This window comes from Candidatus Binataceae bacterium (assembly GCA_035650475.1).
In the GTDB taxonomy this organism is placed as follows: Bacteria; Desulfobacterota; Binatia; order Binatales; family Binataceae; genus JAKAVN01.
This window is the reverse complement of record DASRHP010000009.1, coordinates 343148-365742: the sequence shown is the minus strand read 5'-3', so window position 1 is coordinate 365742 and position 22595 is coordinate 343148. Positions and strand designations below refer to the sequence as shown.

The 22595-nt window shown below is 67.3% G+C and carries 17 protein-coding genes and 1 tRNA gene; 10 read left to right on the top strand and 8 right to left on the bottom strand.

Annotation, left to right across the window (positions count from 1 at the left end; all coding sequences use genetic code 11):
• Positions 1-8: 8 nt before the first annotated feature.
• Both VFB33_07950 and VFB33_07945 read right to left on the bottom strand, forming a co-directional pair.
• Positions 9-1343: a CCA tRNA nucleotidyltransferase gene (locus tag VFB33_07950; protein ID HZO81616.1), complete on the bottom strand. Its 1335-nt coding sequence runs from the start codon at positions 1341-1343 to the stop codon at positions 9-11.
• A gap of 92 nt (positions 1344-1435) precedes the next feature.
• Positions 1436-2503: an AI-2E family transporter gene (locus VFB33_07945; GenBank protein HZO81615.1), complete on the bottom strand. Its 1068-nt coding sequence runs from the start codon at positions 2501-2503 to the stop codon at positions 1436-1438.
• 128 nt (positions 2504-2631) lie between these two features.
• Between VFB33_07945 and VFB33_07940 the strand changes: the two genes are divergently transcribed.
• The 9 genes from VFB33_07940 to VFB33_07900 all read left to right on the top strand — a co-directional run bounded on the left by VFB33_07940 (position 2632) and on the right by VFB33_07900 (position 10487).
• A tRNA-Val gene (locus tag VFB33_07940) sits at positions 2632-2706 on the top strand.
• 134 nt (positions 2707-2840) lie between these two features.
• Positions 2841-4781, top strand: a complete 1941-nt coding sequence (gene thrS / locus VFB33_07935; GenBank protein ID HZO81614.1) for a threonine--tRNA ligase — start codon at positions 2841-2843, stop codon at positions 4779-4781.
• Positions 4782-4887: 106 nt separating this feature from the next.
• Positions 4888-5424 carry a translation initiation factor IF-3 gene (infC, locus tag VFB33_07930; protein HZO81613.1) on the top strand — a complete coding sequence of 179 codons (537 nt, stop codon included), beginning with the start codon at positions 4888-4890 and terminating at the stop codon, positions 5422-5424.
• Positions 5425-5457: 33 nt separating this feature from the next.
• Positions 5458-5655, top strand: a complete 198-nt coding sequence (rpmI, locus tag VFB33_07925) for a 50S ribosomal protein L35 (GenBank protein HZO81612.1) — start codon at positions 5458-5460, stop codon at positions 5653-5655.
• Positions 5656-5699: 44 nt separating this feature from the next.
• Positions 5700-6065: a 50S ribosomal protein L20 gene (rplT, locus tag VFB33_07920; protein HZO81611.1), complete on the top strand. Its 366-nt coding sequence runs from the start codon at positions 5700-5702 to the stop codon at positions 6063-6065.
• 84 nt (positions 6066-6149) lie between these two features.
• Entirely contained in the window at positions 6150-7199 is a 1050-nt protein-coding gene (locus VFB33_07915) for a phenylalanine--tRNA ligase subunit alpha (protein HZO81610.1), read from the top strand.
• Complete coding sequence (gene pheT, locus VFB33_07910) at positions 7196-9688, top strand: phenylalanine--tRNA ligase subunit beta (GenBank protein HZO81609.1); 2493 nt, start codon at positions 7196-7198, stop codon at positions 9686-9688. The genes VFB33_07915 and pheT overlap by 4 nt, the downstream gene beginning before the upstream one ends.
• Before the next feature lie 44 nt (positions 9689-9732).
• A complete protein-coding gene (locus VFB33_07905; GenBank protein HZO81608.1) occupies positions 9733-10029 on the top strand; it encodes an integration host factor subunit alpha in 297 nt (98 codons plus the stop codon).
• Positions 10026-10487 (top strand): MerR family transcriptional regulator, encoded by a 462-nt coding sequence (locus VFB33_07900; protein HZO81607.1) that lies wholly within the window; start codon positions 10026-10028, stop codon positions 10485-10487. The genes VFB33_07905 and VFB33_07900 overlap by 4 nt, the downstream gene beginning before the upstream one ends.
• Positions 10488-10526: 39 nt before the next feature.
• Here VFB33_07900 and ligD read toward each other — a convergent pair whose 3' ends face one another.
• Entirely contained in the window at positions 10527-13202 is a 2676-nt protein-coding gene (ligD, locus tag VFB33_07895) for a DNA ligase D (GenBank protein ID HZO81606.1), read from the bottom strand.
• Positions 13203-13352: 150 nt separating this feature from the next.
• Between ligD and VFB33_07890 the strand changes: the two genes are divergently transcribed.
• Entirely contained in the window at positions 13353-14267 is a 915-nt protein-coding gene (locus tag VFB33_07890) for a Ku protein (GenBank protein HZO81605.1), read from the top strand.
• Positions 14268-14446: 179 nt separating this feature from the next.
• Here VFB33_07890 and VFB33_07885 read toward each other — a convergent pair whose 3' ends face one another.
• The 5 genes from VFB33_07885 to VFB33_07865 form a co-directional block, all read right to left on the bottom strand.
• Complete coding sequence (locus VFB33_07885; protein HZO81604.1) at positions 14447-16075, bottom strand: DUF4382 domain-containing protein; 1629 nt, start codon at positions 16073-16075, stop codon at positions 14447-14449.
• Positions 16076-16291: 216 nt separating this feature from the next.
• Positions 16292-17074 (bottom strand): hypothetical protein, encoded by a 783-nt coding sequence (locus VFB33_07880; protein ID HZO81603.1) that lies wholly within the window; start codon positions 17072-17074, stop codon positions 16292-16294.
• Positions 17075-17083: 9 nt separating this feature from the next.
• Entirely contained in the window at positions 17084-17953 is an 870-nt protein-coding gene (locus VFB33_07875; protein ID HZO81602.1) for an FHA domain-containing protein, read from the bottom strand.
• 121 nt (positions 17954-18074) lie between these two features.
• A complete protein-coding gene (locus VFB33_07870; protein HZO81601.1) occupies positions 18075-20438 on the bottom strand; it encodes a serine/threonine-protein kinase in 2364 nt (787 codons plus the stop codon).
• Complete coding sequence (locus VFB33_07865) at positions 20438-22591, bottom strand: Stp1/IreP family PP2C-type Ser/Thr phosphatase (protein ID HZO81600.1); 2154 nt, start codon at positions 22589-22591, stop codon at positions 20438-20440. Before VFB33_07865 ends, VFB33_07870 begins: the two co-directional genes overlap by 1 nt.
• Between the last annotated feature and the right edge of the window lie 4 nt (positions 22592-22595).

Genomic DNA, 22595 nt, shown 5'->3' with positions numbered 1-22595 from the left:
GCTCGCACTCAGTCGGCCTGCCGGGCGGTCGCGCCGTAGCGCTGGCGCACGTAGTCGAGCGCCTCGTCGCGCGAGCCGAGCGCGCCGTCGAGCTGCTGATCCTCGACGTCCTTGAGGATGGTCTTGAATTGCGGGCCGGGCGCGAAGCCCATCGCAATCAGGTCGTCGCCGCTGACCAGGCGCGGCGGCCGGATCTCCTCGTGGCCCAGCTCGGCGAGCGCGCGGGCGCAGAAGTGATAGAAGCCCAGGTAGGAGCTGGAGGCGAGCGCGTCGAGGCGCGCGAGTTCGAGCAGCTCGCCGAAGCCGTCCTCGGCGAGCATCCGCTTGAGCGTCGACGGGCGCATCCGCGGCGCCATGCACAGCCGCAGATGGTTGCGCACGAGATAGGCGACCCGCTCCTGGACGAAGCGCGAGCGGCGCATGCGGCGCATAATGCCGGCCGCGGTTTCGGCCCCCTGTTCGGTATGGCCGTAGAACGTGACCTTGCCGTTGGCCTCGGCGCGGGTCTGCGGCTTGGCGACGTCGTGCAGCAGCACGCCGAAGGCCAGCGTCTCGCTGCATCCCGGCTCGAGCATCGAGAGCGCCAACCGCGTATGGCGGTAAACGTCGCCTTCGGGATGGAAATTCTCGGGCTGCGCGCATCCGATCATCGGCAGGATCTCGGGCATCACGACCTCGAGCAGGCCGCTGTCGCGCAGCAGGTCGAGCCCGCGCGCGGCATGGCCGCCGGTCATGATCATGACAAACTCCTCGCCGACGCGTTCGGCCGCGATACCGGCGACCTTGGGCGCTGCCCGGCGCATCGCGCGCCATGTCGCGGGTTCGATCTCGAAGCCCAAGCGCGCGGCGAAGCGCACGCCGCGCAGGACGCGCAGATGGTCCTCGGCGAAGCGTTCGGCAGGGTCACCGATCGCGCGGATCACTCCCGCCCGCAGGTCGCGCATCCCGCCGACCAGGTCGATCACGCGCTCCTCGATCGGGTCGTAATACATCCCGCCGATCGTGAAGTCGCGCCGGCGGGCGTCCTCCTCGATCACGCCGAAGCGCACCGCCGAGGGGCGGCGGCCGTCCAGATAAGGCAGGTCGGCGCGGAAAGTGGCGACCTCGAAGCTGTCGTCGCCGTCCACCACCATGATCACGCCGAAGCGCGCGCCCACCGCGACCGTGTTGTCGAACAGCTCCTGCACGACTTCGGGGCGCGCGTCGGTGGCGATGTCGTAGTCCTGCGCGGGCACGCCGAGCACGCGGTCGCGCACGCATCCGCCGGCGAGGTAGGCGTTGAAGCCGCGCTCGCGCAGCCGCGCGATTATCGCAATCGCCTTCTGTTCCTTGACCGCGCTCATCGGGTCCGCAGTCTAATCTAGCGTCGCGCGCCGCCCCTGCGCCATCCGCCAAGGCCGGGGGCGCCGGACGGCGGCCGCGGTGGCGACAGGCGCTAGACCGGCGACGGCGGCGGGGGCGCGCCGTAGCTGCGCCGATAGACGCGGATGAGCGCGGCGAAGATCGCGATCACGGCGGGGCCGGCGAAAATTCCCAGCGGGCCGTATACTTCCAGCCCGCCGGTGATCCCGAAGAACAGCGCCAGCGCGGGCAGTCCGCTGTCCTGGCCGATCGTCATCGGCTTGAGCATGTTGTCGATCACGCCGACCACGACCACGCCCCAGATCAATAGCCCGATCGCCCAGCCCCATCCGGTCGTCGCCCACAGGTAGATCGCCGCCGGCACCCATACCAGCGCCGTGCCGCCGACCGGCAGGAGCCCCGCCGCGCCCGACGCCGCGCCCAGCAGCAGCCAGTCGGGGATGCCGGTGACGAGGTACCCGAGGCCGAGCAGGATCCCCTCAACCAGCGCGGTCAGCAGCAGCCCGCGCACCGTCGAGGAAAGCATCGTGCGCAGCGTCTCGAACACCATCGCCTTGTCGTCCTCGCTAAGCGGCGTGAGCGCGCGCACGAATTCGTAGTACTCCTCACCGTCGCGCAGCAGGTAGAAGAAGCTGAAGAGCATAATGCCAAGGTCGATGATGAAGGTGAGCAGGTTGCGCGCGATGGTTGCGGCGTTGGCGGCGAAGTAGTTGGCGAGATAGGCGCTGCCCTCGCTCATCCAGCGCCGCGCATCTTCAAGGTGCAACCCCTGGTTTTCCAGCCACGCCTCTATCGTCGTCATCCAGCCCGCGGGCAGCGCCTGTGCGCTGGCGGGTCCGACTCCCTGACGCATGAAATCGCGCAGCGAAACCGCCTTGGACGCCTCGACCGCGAGCTTGCCGGAGAGCCACGCGGTGGGCAGGGCGAGGATGAGTGCCAAAAACAGGGTGAGCAGGAGCGCGGCGGCGCTGCGGCTGCGCACGGCGCGCAACAGCCCCGGCATCGCGGGGTGCACGATGAAGGCCAGCAGCATCGCCCATGCGATGGGCGCCAGAAACGGGCTGAGCAGCAGGTACAGCTCGTAGCCCATCACGGCGAGGAAGCCGAAGAAGAAAATGCGCGCGATCCGTTCGCGATCCATCGCGTCCCGTTTGGCGGGCAAGCTTAGCAGATAGCCCGGGTCGCCGCGCCGGCGCCTCGGTTGCTCCGGGGCGGGAATTTTGTTAGCGGATCGAGGCTGCGGTGCCATGCGGCCGCGGATCGTTACGAAGGCACGTAGCTCAGTGGGAGAGCACTTCCTTGACGCGGAAGGGGTCGGCGGTTCAAACCCGCCCGTGCCTACCAACCTGTCTTGCGCTACAATGCCGGCATGGCTGAACGCCTCCTGCGCGCGCGACACGCGCGCTTCCTGACGAGCTTCGCGCCGCCGGCTTCCGCCCGCTCAGTCGCGCCCTGCCGATGCTGACCTTCGCCACAGAATGAGTTCGCTGGTCAACGTAACACTCGACGGCGAGCGCCGCAGGGTGCCGCGCGGCACCCCTGCCGGCGAGGTTCTCAACGGCGCCCGCGCGCGCGACGTCGTCGCCGTGCGGGTCAACGGCAAAGTCGTCGATTTGAGCCGCCCGCTGGAGGAGGATGCCGTCCTCGAGCCGATCAGGGCCGACAGCCCCGAGGGGCTCGACGTGCTGCGCCACTCGACCGCACATCTGATGGCGCAGGCGGTGCAGAGCCTCTACCCGGGCACCCAGGTGACGATCGGCCCGACGATCGAGGATGGCTTTTTCTACGACTTCGCCCCGCCGGCACCGTTCACGGTTGACGATCTGCCGAAGATCGAAGCCCGGATGCGCGAGCTGGCGAAGGCCGATCTCAAGGTCGAGCGCATCGAGCTGCCACGCGCCGAAGCGATCGAGCGCTTCGCGCAGATGGGCGAGCACTACAAGGTGGAAATCCTGCGCGGGATTCCCGACGAGCGCGTGTCGATTTACCGCCAGGGCGACTGGATGGACCTCTGCCGCGGGCCCCACGTGCCTTCGACCGGCCACTTGCGCGCCTTCAAGCTGACCAGCGTGGCGGGCGCGTACTGGCGCGGCGACGAGCGCAATCCGATGCTCTCGCGGATCTACGGGACCGCCTTTGCCAGCGCAGCCGCGCTGGAGGAGCACCTCAAGCTGCTCGAACTCGCCCGCACCCGCGACCATCGCAAGCTCGGGCGCGAGATGGGGCTGTTCGTGTTCGACCCGATCGCGCCCGGCCAGCCGTTCTATCTGCCCAAGGGGATGGTGATCTTCAACGCGCTGGTCGATTACGTGCGCAGGCTGTACCGGCGTTACGGCTTCGACGAGGTGATCACGCCGCAGATCTTCCGCAACGAGCTGTGGCATACCTCGGGCCACTGGGAAAACTTCCGCGAGAACATGTTTCTCTCGCCCGACCCGGAGTCTGGCGAGAGCGCGGTCGATACCGGCCCGGAGGGCTGGCGCAAAGGCTACGGCGTCAAGCCGATGAACTGTCCGGGGCACACCTTCGTGTACCGCGCGGAAAAGCGCTCGTACCGCGACCTGCCGCTCAGGGTGGCCGAGTTCTCGCGCCTTCATCGCGCCGAGCGCTCGGGCGTGCTCCACGGGCTCACCCGGGTCCGCGTGATGTCGCAGGACGACGCCCACATCTTCTGCACTGCGGCACAGATCGCCGCCGAGATCGACATCAACCTGCGAATGGTGCGCGACGTGTACGAGGCGCTCGGCTTCGAGCACCTGGAATCCAAAGTCGCCACCATGCCGGAGAAGCATCTCGGCAGTGAGGAGCTGTGGCGCACGAGCGAGGCGATCCTGGGCGAGGCGCTGACGCGCAATGGCCTGCAGTGGGAGATCAACCCGGGCGAGGGCGCGTTCTACGGGCCCAAGATCGAGGTCTACGTGCCCGACGCGCTCAAGCGGCGATGGCAACTCGCCACCATCCAGCTCGACTACAACATGCCCGAGCGCTTCGGGCTGACGTTTACCAACGCCGCCGGCGCCGAGGAGCGCCCGGCGATGATCCATCGCGCCATCCTGGGCTCGCTCGAACGCTTCATCGGCGTGCTCCTCGAGCATACCGGCGGCGTGCTGCCGTTCTGGCTCGCGCCCGAGCAGACGCGGGTGCTTTCGCTGAGCGAGAAGGTCGAGAGCTACGCCGCCGAGGTCGCAGGCGTGCTCAAGCGCGAGGGCTTTCGCGCGGCGGCCGACCTGCGCAACGAGAAGCTGGGTTTCAAGGTGCGCGCGGCCGAGCTGGCCAAGGTGCCCTACATGGTCGTGGTCGGCGAGCGCGAGGCCGCCGGGCGCGCGATTTCGCTGCGCCGGCTGCGCGGGGCCAAGAATGAGAGCATGCCGCTTGAAAATCTGGTGGCGCTGCTCAAGAGTGAACCGTTGCCGGGCTAGCGAGCGCGACGGCGGCGGGAGGGAACAATTCGACTCGCCAGTGCCGTTGAGCCGGCGGACGGTCAGCCGGGCGGCAGGTCGGCTGGGATGCCGACGGAGGTGATTTATCCGTAGAGATTTTCGAACCCCGCCCTCACGTGAACCGGCGATAAGGGTCAACACCCAGATCCGGGCGCCCGAGGTTCGCGTAATCGACGTCGACGGCCGCCAGGCCGGCATCATGAGTACGCGCGAAGCGATCCGCGTGGCCGAAAGCCGCGGCCTCGACCTGGTCGAGGTCGCGCCCACCGCGCAACCGCCGGTCTGCCGGATCACCGACTTCGACAAGTACCGTTACGCGCAAAAGAAAAAGGTCCACGACTCCAAGCGCCACGCCGCGGCCTCGGCGATCAAGGAGGTCAAGATGGGCGCGCGTACGGAAAGACACGACGTTGACTTCAAGATCAAACACATCAGGCGCTTTGTCAGCGAGGGCCAGCGTGTTAAGCTGTCGGTTTCGTTCCGCGGCAGGGAGATAACCCATCCCGAGCTGGGACGGAACCTGCTCGATACGATCATCGCGCAGGTGCAGGATATCGCGCAGGCCGAGGGAACGCCGCGGATGGAAGGGCGCAACATGTCGGTCCTGCTGACCCCGCGCTGAGCGCAAGAGAAACCGGATGGTGAGCCGCAACCGATGGGCAAACTGAAGACCAATCGCAGCGCCGCCAAGCGCTTCAAGGTGACCAAGACCGGCAAGATCAAGCACAAGAAGGCCTACCTGCGCCACCTGCTCTCCTCCAAGAAACGCGCGCGCAAGCGCAGGCTGCGCAGCGCCGGCCTGCTCAACCCGACCGACACCCGCACGATGCGCGCGCTGGTGCCGTACCTGTGAGGATGCGCGCGCGCCGCCAAATCCAAAGGAAGGACTGATCTCCAATGCCACGCGCCAAGGGTGGCCCCAAGACCCGCCGCCGCCACAAGCGGCAGCTCAAACTCGCCTCCGGCTTCGTCGGCGGGCGCAAGCTCTACCGTCAGGCCCGCAGCACGCTGGAGAAGGGGCTGACCTACGCCTACCGCGACCGCAAGCAGAAAAAGCGCGATTTCCGCGCGCTCTGGATCGCGCGTATCAACGCGCTCGCCCGCGAGTACGGGCTCACTTACAGCCGGCTCATCGACGGACTCAACAAGGCCGGCGTCGAGATCGATCGCAAGCAGCTCGCGGCGCTCGCCCTTGAGCGCGACGGGCTTTTCGCAGAGCTGGCCAACACCGCCAAAAAGGCGCTCGGCGCGGCCGCGGCCTGACGCCGGCCCGCGCACCGGGCGAAGACCATGTGGCGTGCCACATGGTCTTTTATTTGGCGCGCGCCATCGCCGCGGGGGTAGAGGATGAAGGCAGAGATCGAGGCGATCCGCACGGCCGCGATGGCCGAGCTGGGCGACGATGCCGGCCCCGAACAGATCGAGGCCGTGCGCGTGCGCGTGCTCGGCCGCGCCGGCCAGCTCACCGAGCTGATGCGGCGGATGCGCGAGGTGCCGGCGCCCGAGCGCCCCGCAATCGGCCAGCTTATCAATCAGGTCAAGCGCGAGCTCGAGCAGCGCCTCGAAGTCCTCCAAGAGCGGATCCGCGCGCAGGCGCTGGAGCGCTCGCTCAACGAGGCGCGCCTGGACATCACGTTGCCCGGCGCGCGCATCCCGCGCGGCCGGCTCCATCCGATAACCCTCGCGATGGAGCAGATGCTCGACATCTTCGCCTCGATGGGCTTCGAGGTCGCCGCCACCCAGGATGTCGAGGACGACTTTCACAACTTCGAGGCGCTCAACTTTCCGCCCGACCATCCGGCGCGCGAGATGCAAGACACCTTTTTCCTGCCGGGCGGGATGCTCTTGCGCACCCATACCTCCAACGGCCAGATCCGCGTGATGCAGAGCCGCAAGCCGCCGCTCGCCGTGGTCTGCCCAGGCAACTGCTACCGGCGCGACGAGCTGAGCGTGCGCGCCTCACCGATGTTCAGCCAGATCGAGGGCTTCATGGTGGACCGTGCGGGGCGGGTTACGATGGCCCATCTTAAGGGCGTGCTGACCGAGTTCGCGCGCGCCTTCTTCGGCGCAGAAACCGCGGTGCGCTTTCGCGCCAGCTTCTTTCCCTTCACCGAGCCGAGTGCCGAGGTCGATATCTCTTGCCTGTTGTGCGCGGGCGCGGGATGCCGGGTGTGCAAGCAGACCGGATGGACCGAAATCCTGGGCTCCGGAATGATCCATCCCAACGTCCTGCGCGCGGTCGGCTACGACCCCGCCGAGTACCAGGGCTTTGCTTTCGGGATGGGGGTCGAACGCACGGCGCTGCTCAAGCTCGGGGTCGATGACATGCGGTTGTTCTTTGAAAACGACCTGCGCTTTTTGGGCCAGTTTCCCTCCTTCGTCGAGCGATTGTCATGAAGCTTGCGCTGAGTTGGCTGGGCGAATTCGTCCCCTTGGAGGCCGACGTCGACGAGCTGTGCACGCGCCTGACGCTGGCTGGGCTGGAGGTCGAGAGTGTCGAGAAGCTCGCGCCAGGCTTCAGCGACGTCGTCGTCGCGCGGGTGCTCAAAGCCGAGCGCCATCCCAACGCCGACCGCCTGAGCCTGTGCGACGTTGACGCCGGCGCGGTCGGCCGTTTCAGCGTGGTATGCGGCGCGCCCAACGTGCGCAGCGGGATGATGGCGGCGTTCGCGCGGGTCGGCGCGCGGCTCAGCGGCGCCGGCCACGGCAGCGGGCCGCGCGCGCAACGTCTGGAAGAGGTGGCGCCGCTTCAGGCCGCGGTGATTCGCGGCGTGCGCTCGGAAGGGATGCTCTGCTCGGAGCGCGAGCTGGGATTTTCCGACGATCATACGGGAATCCTCGCGCTGCCCGACGATGCGCCGCTCGGCGTCGAGCTGGCCGCGTATCTGCGCGTTGACGACACCGTGCTCGATATCGCGATCACGCCCAACCGCGGCGACTGCCTGTCGGTCCTCGGGCTCGCGCGCGAAGTCGCCGCGCTCTTCGGCCTGAAGCTGACACCGCCGGCGATCAAAGGCGCGCTGCTCAAGCCGCGCACGCGCTCGGGCAGCGGGACGGGAAACAACTCCTCCGGATTGCGCGTCGAAATTCTTGCGCCCGAGCTCTGCCCGCATTACGCAGGGCTGCCGATCAGCGGAGTGAAAATTGGCCCCTCGCCGATCTGGATGCGCCGGCGGCTGGAGCTGTGCGGGATGCGGGCACTGAACAACGTGGTCGACGTCACCAACTACGTGATGCTCGAGCTGGGACAGCCGCTGCACGCCTTCGACCGCACGCGCATTGCCCAAGACCGGATCGTGGTCCGCCGCGCCGACCAGGCGCCCGGCGGCGCGCTCGACCGCGACTTCGTCACCCTCGACAACGTCCGGCGTGAACTCGCTCCCGCCGACCTGTTGATAGCGGATCCCGAAAAGCCGCTGGCCATCGCCGGCGTCATGGGCGGGCTCAACTCCGAGGTCAGCGACTCGACCACGGAGCTCGTGCTCGAAAGCGCCTACTTCGAACCGATGACGGTGGCGCGCACGGCGCGCCGGATGGGCCTGCGCAGCGAGGCGAGCTATCGCTTCGAGCGCGCGATCGACCGCGCGGGGCAGCTGCGCGCGCTCGCACGCGCGGCGGAGCTTATCGTGCGTACTGCGGGCGGCAAGGTTGCCGGTCCACCGGCGGTCGCCGAACCGCGCCCGATGGCCGAGCGGCAGATCGAGCTTGAGGTTGACGCGCTCGCCGCGCTGCTCGGCGTCGCGCTGCCCGCCAACGAGGTGCGCGAGCGCCTGCGCGCGCTGGGTGCCGAGGTCAAAGCGGCGGGCGGGCGGCGGCTTATCGTCACCCCGCCGACGTTCCGTCCCGATCTGAACGAAACCGCCGACCTCGCTGAAGAGGTGGCGCGCCTGCGCGGGCTCGCCGAAATCCCCGCGATCGTGCCCGAGCGCGCCGCTCTTCCCGCCGCTCCGAATCCGAACCGCAGCTTTCACCGCGCGGCGCGCGAGCTGATGATCGGCGCTGGGCTGACCGAGGTCAAAACCATCGCCTTCGTCGCGCCCTCCGACAACCAGCGCTATCCGGGGCTCAGTGGGAAAGCGGTGCGGGTTGACAATCCGCTCTCGGCCGAGCTGAGCGAGCTGCGCTTAAGCCTCCTACCCGGACTGCTCGGCGCGCTGCGCTTCAACCTCAACCGTCAGGCGACGGCCTTCCACGGCTTTGAAATTGGTAAAGTGTTCGCGCTCGAGGCTGGCGCGCCCAGCGAGCATCAGCGCCTGGCCGCGCTCAGCTACGGCGAGTACGCGATGGGCACGGTGGGGCAACCACCCGTGATGGCGGGTTTCTGGACGCTCAAGGGCGTGCTCGAACAGTGGCTGAGCGCGCTCGGGCTGAGCGCACGCGTCGCCTTCGCCCCGCCGGGCCAGACTGAGCATCGCTTTCTGCATCCGGGACGTTCGGCGCGGGTGATGCTCGACGGCAAGTTGGCCGGATGCGTGGGCGAGTTGCATCCGGCGGAAGCGATACGACTCGAACTTAGTCATCCATGCGCGCTTACTGAACTTGACTTAGCACTGCTGATGGCTTACGGTTCTCAGCCGCGCCTAGTGGTTGTCGCTCCACCGCGATTCCCCGCTGTCCGGCGCGATTTGGCACTGGTGGTGGATCGCGCTTTGCCGGCGGCCGAAGTAGTGGCTGCGGTTCGCGAGACCGATTCGCCGTGGCTCGAAAGCGTCGAAGTATTCGACATTTACGAGGGAGAGTCGATCGCGCCCGGGCGCAAGAGCGTGGCGCTCGCCTGCCGCTACCGGGCCAGGGATCGCACGCTGACTGACGAGGAGGTGAATCGCGCCCACGGTAGGGTGGTGGAGGCGGCGCGGCTGCGGCTGGGGGCGGAGTTGCGGCAGTAAAATCTCGCTCCGGGGGAGCGGCTTGGGGGTTCACTCCGCAAGACATGACCAAGGCCGATCTCGTGGACCTGATCTACGAGCGCGTGGGCTGGTCAAAAAAGGAAGCCTGCGAGATCGTGGAGGAGGTCTTCCAAATCATCGAGGACAGCTTGCGCCGCGGCGACAAAGTCAAGCTGTCCGGCTTCGGCAGCTTCGTGGTCAACCACAAGCAGGCCCGGCGGGGGCGCAATCCGCAGACCGGCGCCGCTATCATCATCGACTCCCGCCGCGTGCTATCCTTCAGGCCGAGCCAGGTGCTCAAAGACCTGATCGCCAACGGCGTCCATAAGCGCTCGCAGTGAGTCGCTCCGCCCATCCCGCGCGCCCGGCGCGCGCCAAGACTCCGCGCCCTGCGGCGGCCGGCGCCGTCGGGGAGCGCCTGCTCAAGATCGGCGAGGCGGCGGCGCTGCTCGGGGTCGAGGCGTATGTGCTGCGCTTCTGGGAGACCCAGTTCCCCTTCCTGCGCCCGCGGCATGCTCGCTCGCGGCATCGCTTCTACTCCGACAAGGACATCGAAACGCTGCGGCTGATCAAGCGCCTGCTCCACGAAGAGCGCTTCACCATCGAGGGCGCCAGGAAATACATCCGCGAGGTCGGACTGGAGAGCGCGATGGTCACCCGGCCGGCGGCCGCCGCGCAATCGGCGCCCGCGCCAACGCCTGCGGCGAGCGCGCGCGCAGATGGCAACGCGGCGATGCTGCGCACGATCGCTGAAGTCCGCCGCGAGCTCGAATCCCTGCACAAGTTGCTTGAGCAGTAAGCGGGAGCGCGGGCCCGAAGCCGCTGAGCGGCATCAGTTTTAACCCGGATGCAGCACTGACTCGACCTTCGCCAGCGCAGGCTCGAGCTCCTGCGGATCGTTCAGCACGCCGAGAAAAGGATCGGTGCCCTGCCGCTTCATGCGCGCCGGCATGGTCTTGATGTTGAACCGGGCGGGATTGAGATTCATCTTGAGCTCGTTCCATCGCAGCGGTGCCGAAACCGGGGCACCCGGGTATGGCCGCGCAGAGAAGGGAGCCGCGATCGTCTTGCCCTCGCCGAGCTGGAGGTAGTCGATATACACTTTGCCGGCGCGCGCGCCGACCTCGCGCTCGAGCGTCGCCGCGCCTGGCAGACGCTCGAGGACCAGCCGTGCCACCAACTCGGAAAACATCCGCGCCTGCGCGTACGAATAGCCGGGCCTGAGCCCGACCATCACGTGCAAGCCCGCCTGCCCCGACGTCTTCACGTACGGGCGCATCCCGACCGCGCGCAGCACCGCGCCGGTGGCGAGCGCTACACGCACCGCCTGCGCTGTGGTCGAACCCTTCGGGTCGATATCGAACAATAGCCAGTCCGGACTGTCGAGCGTCGGCACGCGCGAAGACCAGATGTGGATCGGGATCGCGCCGAGGTTGGCGACATAAGCGAGCGCCTCGGCGCTGTCGAGGATGAAGAAGCTGATCTCGCGCCGGGAATCCTCGGAGTAGATACGCGCGCGGCGGATCCACCCCGGTGCATAGTCGGGCGCATCCTTCTGAAAGAAACTCTTGCCCGCGATCCCATCCGGATAACGCGTGAGCACTACTGGGCGGTCTTTCAGATACGGAAGCATCCACGGCGCGATCGCCTCGTAGTAGGAAATCAGCTCGCCCTTGGTGTAGCCCTCGGTGGGCCAGAAGACCTTGTCGGGATGGGTGACTTTGACGCGTCGCGTTTCGGCGGGAACGCCGCCCCCGCGCGGTGAAGCCTTGGTCCGCTCCCTGCGGGAATCGTTGGGGAGGTTGCGGATGGGGTTCGACGGGCGGCTCTCTATGTCTGAGAGAGCAGTCTGGGTCTGCCGCGAGGGCTTGGCGCGAGCGCCATCAGAGCCGGCGGCGCGCGGACCCTGATATACGCACTGCGTCGGATTGGCATCCTCGGCGAGCGCGATGAAGCTCGGATGGCGCAGTGCGCCGTCGTCGGTCCATTCCGAGAATCTCACCTCGCATACCATCGCGGGCGTGCAATAGTGCGCGCCGCGCGGCGGCACCGGTTCACCCGCGCGCGGGCGACGAAACGGCGAGGCGTCCACCGCGAAAGCACGCATCTTCGCGCTCAGCGCGCGCAGCGCGTCCTCGTCGAAGCCGGTGCCGACCCGGCCGACAAAGCGCAAAACCCCCGGTGCTTCGTATTGCCCCAGCAACAGCGCTCCGAAGTGCGCGCGCGCGCCGCCCGGCTCGGTCCATCCACCGATAACGAAACGTCCGACCGTCGGACACTTGATCTTGAGCCACGCGCCGGTCCGCCCCGACGGATAGGCGGCCGTGCGCAGCTTGGCTACCACGCCTTCGAGACCGGCCGCGCATACGGCGTCGTAAAACGCGCGTCCGTCGCCGAGATGGTGGTCGAGATAGCGCAGCGGGCCCTCGTCTTGGATCATACGGCGCAGAAGCGCTTTGCGATCTTCGAGGGCAAGCCCGCGCAGGTCGAAGCGACCAAAGACGATCAAGTCGAAGGCATAGTAGAGTACCGGCGCGAGCAGCGCCAGACGCGCGATCTCGTCGCGGTCGCGCGCCTGGATTCGCCGCTGAAGAAGCTGGAAGTTCGGCCGGCCGTCGGCGCCCGGAGTGACTATCTCGCCGTCGACCACGAAACGCTCGCAGGGCAGCGCGCTGAGCGCGAGGACGACCTCCGGATAGCTGGCAGAGAAGTCGGCGCCGCTGCGGCCGACCAGGCGCACACTCCGGCCGTCGCGCAAGGCAAGCGCGCGCACGCCGTCGTACTTCAACTCGTATAGCCACTGTGTGCCGCTGACGGGCTCGCGCTCCAGCCTGGCCAGTCCGAAGGGGAAACTCTTAGGCGCAAACGGCGCCTTCAACGCGGGTGCGCGCAGACGCTCGAGTTCCGCCGTGATAGCGTCACTGAGCGCGGCCGGGGTGCGCATCTCCTCCACCGTAAGTCCGCTCAGTACGGAGCGCGGGCGCCGCTCAAGGACGTCGTCCTCGGCGGAGGCGAAGGCGTCGCGCTTCTTTATCAGCAGCCATTGCGGTTTGTCGCCGCTCGCACGCGCGCCGCCGCCGCGCGTGCGCACCAGCGTGTACCCCCCTTGAAGCTTGAAGCCGTGCAGCTCGAAGTCGAGCTTGCCGGCGCGGACGCCGCCGACGGCGTCGTTGGGCGGATCGGTTACACGGTACGCGCCGCGGTCCCATACGATGACCGGCCCGGCGCCGTAGTTGCCAGCGGGAATCACACCCTCGAAGTTCGCGTAGTCCAGCGGATGGTCCTCGACCATCACGGCCAGCCGCTTGTCAGCCGGATTGAGCGACGGCCCACGCGGCACCGCCCATGAACGCAACACGCCCTCCATCTCGAGACGGAAGTCGTAATGGAGCCGGCGCGCGTGATGCTTCTGAACCACGAACATTCCGCCGCCGGAACTGCCGACGCGCGCCGACCCACTGAACGGCTCCGGGGTGTGTTGGGGGCTGCGCTTGCGATGGTACTCTTCGAGCATGCTGATTTCGCTTCGCTTTCGCCGTCAGCGTCGGCTTCCGCCGCGGCTGCTGGATCTCATAAATTCGCCTTTTCGCCGTCCCACGGTATGGCCTGCGCTGTCGCCGGGCCGGTAAGCTGTGCCCGTGGGCCCGCAAGGGAGGTAGCGCAGATGGCAGCACGTCCGGTCGGCAACGGCAACATCTCGTTCGGCCTGGTTTCGATTCCGGTGCGCCTGTTCCCCGCGACGCGCTCGAAGTCGGTGAGCTTCAACCTGCTTCACGCCAAGGACCTGAGCCGGATCCAGCAGAAGATCTTCTGTCCGGTCGAGGGCGCGATAATCGAGCGCAGCGAACTGGTGCGCGGCTACGAGGTCGCCAAGGACCGCTACGTGACCTTCACCGACGAGGAGCTGAAGAATCTCGAAGCGCGCGGCAGCAACCATGTGATCGAGATCACCGAATTCGTGCCGCTCGCGCAAATCGACCCGGTCTACTTCGAGAGCGCCTACTATCTCGGATGCGAGCCGGGCTCGGCAAAGGCCTACCGTCTGCTGACCGAGGCGATGGAAGCAAGCGGGCGCGTCGCGCTGGGGCGTTTCACGATGCGCGGCAAGGAGCACCTCGTACTGATTCGCCCGTACGAGAAAGGTCTGATGATGCACACCGTCTATTACGCCGACGAAGTGCGGCCGGTCGAAGAGATCGATCGCGGCACCCAGGAGGTGGTCAAGGAAAGCGAGCTCCGGCTGGCGCAGCGTCTGATCGACGAGCTCACAGCGAAGAAGCTCGATCTCACGAAGTACCATGACACCTTCCGTGAGCGCGTGATGGAGGCGGCGCAGCAGAAGATCGCCGGCCAGCAGGTGACCGAGGCGCCCGAGACACCGCGCCGCGCCCAGGTCATCGATCTGATGGCGGCGCTGAAGGCGTCACTGGCCAAGCGCGCGGGGGTGGAGCAGGAGCACGGCGCCCAGGTCGGCGCGCCCATCGAAGCGGCCGCGTCGACCGAGGCCGGCGCGCGCAAGCCGTCCGCGCGCGCTACGCGCGCGCGGGGCGAGCGCCGGCGCGCGGGCGGCAAGAAGTAGCGTCAGCGCGGGGCACGACCGCGCGCCCGTCGGCGCGAGGGTCGTGCCCCGCGCAAATGACACTGCGCCCGGCGCGCGCGGCGGATGCCCGCCGCGCGCGCCGGGCGCATCCGTCTCTGGCGGTTGGGCGCTGGGAGTCGCGCGCGTAACGCGCTCGACCCCCAGCACCATTCACAAGCCTACTGGCAATTGACGAAACTCAGCGTCGGCGTCGGCGCCACCGTCGCCGCGCCGCCGGTGACGTCGATCGGATTGTTCGGATCCGTCGCCAGCATCGACGGCGAGCAGCTATGCGTGCCGTTGCTGTCGCTAACCGTGTTGACTACTGCGCCCACCGTGTAGGCGGCCGGCGTCGCCGCCGGTGTCGCGTAGGTCGTCCCGTCGCCCACCACCGGATTGCTCGCAGGTAGCGCCAGCGTGAAGCACTCGCAGTCGGTGTTGGCCGGGCAACTCGGCGAGGCGATGTCCGGGCAGTTGGCCGCGGTGGGACTCGAGCCGGTAGTGACCGTCGGCGGCACCGGCGTTGGCATCGTGCCGTTCGGCGTCGCGTCGAACATCGGGATCAGCGCCTGCACCGTCTGGGCGCTCGCGTTGGCGAACGGCTGCAATGCCCACAACGTCACGCTTTCGCCCTGTGTGGTGCTGTCGGTAGAAACCACACCCTCGAGCTTGGCCCAGTCGAAGGCCGGCGTGCCTGTAGGCGACGGCTCCGCCAACAGCGGAATAGCGAGATCGCTGGTGCCTCCCGCCACGTTGGTCGTAATCGTCGCGTTGGACGGCAGGCCGGAACTCGGCAGGCCCGCCGAATCGACCACCACTTCGTAGGGTCCGGGCCCGGCCGGACAGAACTGGAACCGGCCATTGGCGTCGGTTTCGGTCATGTCCACCGCTTCGGTCTTCTCGACCATCTCCGGCGCAGGCGAACTGGTCGGCTCCGGAGCGCCGATCGTGAACGTATCCGACTGCTGCTCCAGCCATACCTGCGCGCCGGGCACTACGGTTGGGTTCGCGGTGGGCACGATCACGTTGTTGCCACTGACGGCGCCTTCATAGACGGTGCCTGCGATGAGCGCGTTGAGACCAATCTCGTTGGCGTGCAGCACTGGCTTTAGGATGAACTTCGGCCCGGCGCCGTGATGGCTATGCGGCCCGCCGGCCCTGACGATCGACTTGCACGCATTGAAGTCGACATCGATGTCGGCGTTCTGTCCGGGCTTGAGCGTGAGGCCGCCGTGAGCGATCTGGCTCGACGGAATCTTAAGTCCGGTCCTGGCCTCGCTGGTGAGTTTGAGGACGTGGGTCCCGTTGCCGTCAACCACGCAATTCCATGCCTTGACCGAATCGCAGGCATTGACCGTATTCGGCGCAAGCAGCGTCAGGCCGCTGGCGTTGTTCGGTGCGAGAAAGACGCGCAACTGGGTGTACTTGCCCGCCGGCAGCCCGTCTTTGACTCCGAGCGTCGCGAGGAAACATTCGTTGCTTGGTTCGGCCAGCAGATCGACCTGGATCGCCTGCCCCGGCATGATATTGGGCGTCAGGTTCTTCCAACCGAGGCCCACGATGTGCGCTTGGACGCCGGTGATGGTCACCCATACGTTGTCGTAGGGGCCATTGGGCGCGATGCACGCCTTGCCCACATCCTTGACGTGCGTGCGCACCAGTCCCGAACGTCCCGACGAGGCGGCAACCGAGCCCTGCGGCCCGTATGTCCACAACCCGACCACCATGAACGAGATGATCGTCGCGAGCGCAGCGATCCTGACGAGCGTCATCGCTCTGGCCCGATTGCAGTTATTTTTGATGCTCATAGCTTCCCTCATCGAGGCAAAACAGACCGTCTGATGGCGCACCAAAGTCTAGGATTTTGCTCGTTGGATTACAAGATACTACTTTGTGCAATTCAGGGATAATTTAGAGAACAATTAGCAAAATTTGGACAAGACTTATTGCGTGCCATGCGTCAGCTTGCTCCAGGCGGGAAAAGCGCGGAAAAAAAGCGCCAGGATGGGGGTCTTTGGCGGTCTTCAATTCGCCGCCGCAGGCGGTCGTATCGTATCCTGAAGCACCAGCGCGTGGAGCGCCTCGCGCTTGAAAATCCCGGCCACCGCACGGGTCATCGCAACCGAGAGCACCTCGCCGGGGTGTTCGTAAATCGGCACCTGATCGCCCGTGCCGGACCCGTTGTCTGCCGGGGGATCGCTGTAGGTCGCGCTGCTGACGCCCTGCCAGAACGGCACGTTGAACGGCGGCTTGTAGATGGTGACGTCGAGCGCAGCGTCGGCGGTGGTAAGCCAGCTCTGAGCGGCGGAGCTCGTGCTTACGTGCTTGTTCACCCAGCATCGGGTGATTTTGCTGGCGAGCACGTAGTCCTCACCCGTCTGCTCGAGGGCGGCCTCCAGTGTCGCGCTGGACGCCGTCGCGACCATCCCGGCCTCGTCGGCCGACTGCACGATCGCCTGCTGCACCATTGCGGCCAGCGGCGAGCTGTAGATGCGCTGGACGACCTCCCCTGAGGGCCCAAGTACGATGCCGGTCGCCGGATTGCCGTCCTGCGGGTCGTGGCTCTGGCCGGCGGCGTCTTTGAAATCACGCGCCTCGACCGGCATCAGCACCAGAATCCGCTTGCGCGGGTAGCTGTTCTGATAGCCTTTCACCAGAAACGGAAAGTAGGAAAGCGTTTCGATCGAGGTCGGAGGCGTATTGGCGATTTCCTGCTGGACCGCCCGCGTCGCGCACGCGGTCAGCGCCGCCGCCGCGGCCGCGAGCGCAGCCGCGAGCAGTCGTGCGGGAAGGGCGCGTGGTTGCACCGAATGGCCTCAGCCTTGCGCCTGCGCGCGTTCGCGAAAGATGAAGAGCGTTCCCCCGACTTCGAGCCTGTCGCCGCTGCGCAGGGCCTGACGCCCGGCCACCGGCCGGCGGTTGACCATCACCTGGCCGCCGCCCGCAGGCGCCACGACGAAGTTGCGTCCTTCGCGGCGGATGATCGCATGATGCGCCAGCACGCTCTGGTCGCCGAACAATCCGATATCGCTCTCCTCGGCGCGGCCGATGATCGTGACCGGCTTGGTCAGCGGATACTCGCGCCCCTCGCGCGCGTTGCGGCTCTGGCTGCGGACCACCATCAGCCATCCGCGCTTGAGCAGTTCGCCGACCAGGCCGATGAAGAAGCCGATGAGCGCGCCGAGCACGATTATCGCGATCGCGCGTCCGAGCGCCTGCGGGAAGCTCGCGGTGAGCGTCTGGTAGAACAGCCCGCCGAGCGCGCCGCCGATGAGCCCGCCGAGCGCGCCGTTGCGCTTGCGCGCCGCCGATCCGGAGGCCCACCCGACACCCAGTCCCACGACCACGCCGAGCAGCGCCCATCCGACGACGCGCCCGACCAGTCCGTGGAGAATGTCGAAAAGTATTTCGCCGCCGACCAGGCCGGCGGCGCCGCCGAGCGCGCCGAAGATCGCGCCGCTCTTCGCGCCGCGCAGCACCTGGCGCCACTGGCTGACGCTGAGCGCCTCGATCGAGGCGAGAAAGGCGGCGATGAAGAGCCCGATGATTACGCCCTGGACCGCGTCGCGCAGGAAGTAGTAGCGGATGCCGGCGAATGACTCCTGCACTCCCCAGGCGGCAAAGCCGCCCAAGCCCCCCGCCGCCGCATAGAACAGAAGCTTTTCGCGCGAAACGTTGACGGCCATACCGCCTGCCTGTCTAGAGCATTGCGCGCCGGCCGCGGCGGTTCAAGCGCACGATGCCATCCTGTCCGCCGCCGAGCGTGAAATCGTACCGCCGGCTGCCGTACAGCACAGTCGGCGCCGCTCAGTTGGTCATGGTTGTGGTCCAGGTCCCGCGCTCGCCGCTCGGGATCGCGGAGAAGGTGCCGCTGAGCTGGTCGGCGCTGCGCCGCCCATCGAAGTACAAGGTCTTGGTCCCGTATGGGACCTGGAACTCGACATGGTCGCCGCGGATGAAGCCCTGGATTGGCGTAGCGCCGTAGCCGGCCTGATGGATCACCAACTCGCCGTGCAGGAAACCGTTGGGCTGCGGGCGCAAGCGCAACTCCATCGGGACGCTGCTCGCGCCGCCCAGCCCATCGATGCGTCCGGTGGTTAGCGTGGGCACGTCGATCGAACCGCCGGGCGCGGGCGGCGCGGTGCCGAGCACGGGAGAGTAAGACCGCGGAGCATCGGCCAGCACGCGGAACTTTTTCTGCGCGACGTACTGGCCGTTGAGATAAAAGTTGACCGTGTATTGCCCGGGCAAAAACGCGCCGCCGGCGGAATTGCCGACCCGGCCGCTGAACGTCGCGGTCTTCGCGCTCGGCGGGACAATCCGGATATCGTCCACGCTGCCCAGCGTGCGTCCGTCGGGCGCGATGTAGGCGGCGTCCACCCGGTACTGCCCGGTGTCGAGGTTGAACAGGCGGTTTTCGAAGGTCACCCGCCAATCGACGAAGAGCAGCTTGGAGGCGGGGAACGACCCGCTGGGGCCGCTCAGCGGAGTGCCCGACTTGGTGGTGTTGAGAAACTCGATGTTGAGCAATTGCAGCGGCTTACGCTTGCGCTCATCGAGCATCGCCAGCCGCTGGGCCGCTTCGCGCTGTCTGCGCTGCTCAGCCTCTTCGCGCGCTCTCTCAGCCTCCACGGCGGCGGCGGCCGCGGCCACCGCGGCCTCGTCGCGGTTGACGGTAAACGCCTGCTCAGCCGCCAACTGATCGTTGACATACAGCCCGACCTTGTAATTGCCGGGCGACAGCGCGCTCAGGTCGGGCATCAGCGCCACGCCGCTGAACTCGGCGCTCTGCTCGCCCGGCCCGACGAAACGGCTGGTGCTGCTGGAGGCGATTTGCAGCCCTGAGGGGCTGTAGAAGCGCGCCTCGACCTTTTCGTTCCGGCCCTTGAGCCCGGCCAGGCGATTGGCGAACGCAGCATCCCATTGCAGATAGCGGTTGTTCGACAGTTCGACGTTGGTGAAGCTCGCCCGCGGCGCGCTTAGCGGAGTCCCTGAACGAGTGGAGAGCTGAAGGGTGAGGCGATGAAAGTCGAGCGGATGCTGCTCGGCGCGGGCGAGACGCTCCTGCATCTTCCAGGGCAGGCTGTCGATGAAGGATTTTACGCCGAGCCGCTCCTGAAGCTGGGGGTTATTGTAGACGTAGGTCGCGCCGAACGCCGCGCCTGCCATCACCGCCGAAAACGCGGCCAATGCGATCAGCCGATGCTTGCGGCGGCGACGGCGATGGTGCGGGGCGACGTGGGTCTCCGCCGGCTCCGGCATCGGCAACGAGAGGTCTGCCGTCCCGCCGCGCGCGCTGACCGCGGGCGCTCCGGCGCCCGCCGCGGCACCGATCCCGCGCCCGTACAGCAGCATGTCGCGGAAGTCCTGGATCGTCTGCGGCCGCGCTTCGACCTGGTAGGCGAGCGCGGCGTCGATGGCGGCGGCGAGGTTGGTTGAGGTTTCCGGGCGCAGGTCGCGCACCGGAGGGAAACTGAAAGGCGGGAACTTCTCGGGGTCGCGCGCGGTGAGGACGTAATGCAGGGTTGCGCCCAGCGAGTAGATATCGCTGCGCGGGTCGACCGCGCCCTGATACTGCTCGGGCGGCGCGAAGCCGAGCGTGCCGATCATCGTGCCCTTGCGCGCGGTCTTGAACAGGCGTGCGATGCCGAAGTCGATGAGCACCACCCTGCCCTTCGGCGTCAGCATCACGTTGGAGGGCTTCATGTCGCGGTACACGATGGGCGGCACGCATCCGTGCAGATAGGCAAGCACGTCGCACAGCTGGCGCGCGATATCGATCACCAGCCCTTCGGGCAGCGGACCGCCGCGGGCCGCCAGTTCCTCTTCGAGGTTGCGGCCCTCGACGTACTCCATCACCAGGTAGTGCCGGTTATGGTCGTCGAAGCGGTCGGTAATCGCCGGGATCGCGGAGTGTTTGAGCTGGGCGAGCGTGTCGGCCTCGCGGGCGAAGTACTCGTTGGCCTCGATGCGCTGCTGAGGGTCGATGAAGTGATCGACCATCTCCTTGACCGCGCACGGCCGGTTGGCCAGGCGCTGGTCGTGGGCCAGGTAGACCATCCCCATCCCGCCGCCGCCGAGCAGGCGCTCGACCGCGTAGCGGTTTTGCAGAACGGTGCCGGGCGAAAGTGCCTCGGTTGGCAGGTTGCCGGTTGTGGAGGAATTCGCCATCAGTCAGCAAACACAACGATAACTGAGACGTTGTCCGTTCCACCTCCCGCATTGGCCGCCACCACCAGCTCGCGCGCCGCCGTGTACGGATCGTCGTGGCGGCGCATCACCTCGGCTATCGCTTTGTCCTCGACGTGCGTCGTCAGCCCGTCGCTGCACAGCAACAGGCGGTCGCCGCGCTTGAGCCTGAGCGCCACCGCCTCGGCGCCCGCGGCCCCGCTTTGGCGGGCGCCCAGCGAGCGCGTGATCACGTTCTTGTGCTCGTGATGGCGCGCCTCTTCGGGTGTGATCTGTCCGATCTCGATTAGCCGCTGGACCAGGGAATGGTCGCGGGTCAACTGACGCAAGCCGGAGAGGTTCCACAGGTAAGCCCTGCTGTCGCCCACCCATGCCACCGCCGCCTCGGGCGGCACGATAAGCGCGCTCACTGCGGTCGAGCCCATGCCGCGGGACTCGGGATGCGCGGCCTGGTACTCGATGATCTTGCGGTTAGCCTCCTCGAGCGCCGCGCTCACCAATTGCCCCGGATTGTGGACTTCCGCGCCTGAAATCCTGTCCTCAACATAATTCCGAACTGTCGCAACGGCAATTGCGCTGGCAATTTCCCCCGCCTCCGCACCGCCCATCCCGTCGGCAACCACGTAAAGGTAGCGCTCGGCCGGCTCGACCAGGCTCTGGCGCACGTACTCGACCGCCATCACCGAATCTTCATTGTGCTCGCGCACCATCCCGACGTCGGTCAACGCTGCGGCACGAATCGACAGTATCCCGCCAAGCCTGACCAGCTCGGCCTTCAGCGCGTCCACGGTCGGCCAGCGCCCCGCAGGGTCGAACGCCAGGGCGCGCCGCACTGCCTGTTCGAGCGCGGGCGAAACCACGTGCGGCGGATAGAAGCGGATCAATCCCCCTTCTTCGCGCCAGCTCTCGGACTCCAGGCGTTCGCCGGTCAGGCAGCTGTAGAGCAACGCTCCGATCGAAAAGACGTCCGCCCGTTTGTCCACCCGCTTGCCGCGATAAATCTCCGGCGCCGTGTAGCCGTCGTTGAGGATCGGCTCGGCCTGGAGCTCGGTATCGTTGCTGACGTAATCGAGGCCTAAAAGCTTCACCCGTCCGTCGGGCGCGCAAGCCACCGACTGCGGGCAGATATCGTTGAGACGCAGAGCGCGGCGATTGAGGAAGGAAACCGCCTGGCAGACCTGGATGGCGACGTTCAACGCCTCGCTTTCGGTCATTCTGAGACCGCCGCGCCGATGCGCCAGCACGGTGTATTCTTCGTCCGGGCAGACCAGATAAACCCGGCCGTTCTGCGCGAAGCCCTCGCTTGCGCGCTGGAAGGCTGGATGGTTGACGGTGAGCGAAAGTGCGAGCACGCGCCCGAACAGATCTCCCAGATCGGCGCCGGCTTGCGCTGCGCTCGCTGCCGCCTCTGGCGGCTCGGGGGAAACCGTCGCTTCCGTTCTCTCTGAAACGGCAGCCGGCGGCGCGGTGGCTTCGGCCTCGACCTGTACCTGGCCAACCTCCGCCATCGCCTCGCTAAGCGTAAGGGGTTCGGTCGCGGCCGAGCCGCGAGCGGCAAGCGGCGCCTGTGCCATCTCGTTGCCGCCGCCCTCGATGGCATCTGCGACTCCCGCCGGCGTCGGGAGCGTGCCGACAGCGTCGCTGGAGCCGTTGCGATCACCGACGCTCGCTCCCGCTCCGCTCTCCTCGCACGCCGAAGCCGTTGGCGCGCCTTGCTGCGGTTGCGCCGACGGCGCTGGCGCGCCGGCCGGCTGCGGCGGACGCTTGAGTTCCGCCGTCTTGGCGCGCGGTCCGCTGGGGTCTTCGTCGGCGGACTTGCCGTTGGCCCCGGGACTCGGCGCGGACGGGACAGCCCCCTCGACCGCCGCTGCGGGGCCGGAGCGCTCGCGCAGTTGCACGCGCCCGATTACGGCGCCGTCACGCAGGCGCTCCGCGCGGTAGCGGTTTTCGAGCGCGGTGCGGCCGATAAGCTCGACGATGCGGAATTCGCCAGCGCGCAGCACGGCGCCAGGATTAAGCGCGGACAGCGCATAATCAGCCCTCGGAGCGGCGGACTTGGTTAATCCCTGGCCGCAACGGTCGCAGAAGCGGGCGTCGTCGGCCGCGGCCTGGCCGCACTCCGGGCACGTGATCATTGCG

Excerpts from the sequence above, each read along its gene's own strand:
- VFB33_07870 (HZO81601.1), bottom strand. The coding sequence starts at position 20,438 with ATGGCGAATTCCTCCACAACCGGCAACCTGCCAACCGAGGCACTTTCG.
- VFB33_07885 (HZO81604.1), bottom strand. The coding sequence starts at position 16,075 with ATGAGCATCAAAAATAACTGCAATCGGGCCAGAGCGATGACGCTCGTC.
- VFB33_07890 (HZO81605.1), top strand. The coding sequence starts at position 13,353 with ATGGCAGCACGTCCGGTCGGCAACGGCAACATCTCGTTCGGCCTGGTT.
- pheT (HZO81609.1), top strand. The coding sequence starts at position 7,196 with ATGAAGCTTGCGCTGAGTTGGCTGGGCGAATTCGTCCCCTTGGAGGCC.
- VFB33_07945 (HZO81615.1), bottom strand. The coding sequence starts at position 2,503 with ATGGATCGCGAACGGATCGCGCGCATTTTCTTCTTCGGCTTCCTCGCC.
- VFB33_07875 (HZO81602.1), bottom strand. The coding sequence starts at position 17,953 with ATGGCCGTCAACGTTTCGCGCGAAAAGCTTCTGTTCTATGCGGCGGCG.
- thrS (HZO81614.1), top strand. The coding sequence starts at position 2,841 with ATGAGTTCGCTGGTCAACGTAACACTCGACGGCGAGCGCCGCAGGGTG.
- VFB33_07950 (HZO81616.1), bottom strand. The coding sequence starts at position 1,343 with ATGAGCGCGGTCAAGGAACAGAAGGCGATTGCGATAATCGCGCGGCTG.
- rplT (HZO81611.1), top strand. The coding sequence starts at position 5,700 with ATGCCACGCGCCAAGGGTGGCCCCAAGACCCGCCGCCGCCACAAGCGG.
- rpmI (HZO81612.1), top strand. The coding sequence starts at position 5,458 with ATGGGCAAACTGAAGACCAATCGCAGCGCCGCCAAGCGCTTCAAGGTG.
- ligD (HZO81606.1), bottom strand. The coding sequence starts at position 13,202 with ATGCTCGAAGAGTACCATCGCAAGCGCAGCCCCCAACACACCCCGGAG.
- VFB33_07915 (HZO81610.1), top strand. The coding sequence starts at position 6,150 with ATGAAGGCAGAGATCGAGGCGATCCGCACGGCCGCGATGGCCGAGCTG.
- VFB33_07905 (HZO81608.1), top strand. The coding sequence starts at position 9,733 with ATGACCAAGGCCGATCTCGTGGACCTGATCTACGAGCGCGTGGGCTGG.
- VFB33_07865 (HZO81600.1), bottom strand. The coding sequence starts at position 22,591 with ATGATCACGTGCCCGGAGTGCGGCCAGGCCGCGGCCGACGACGCCCGC.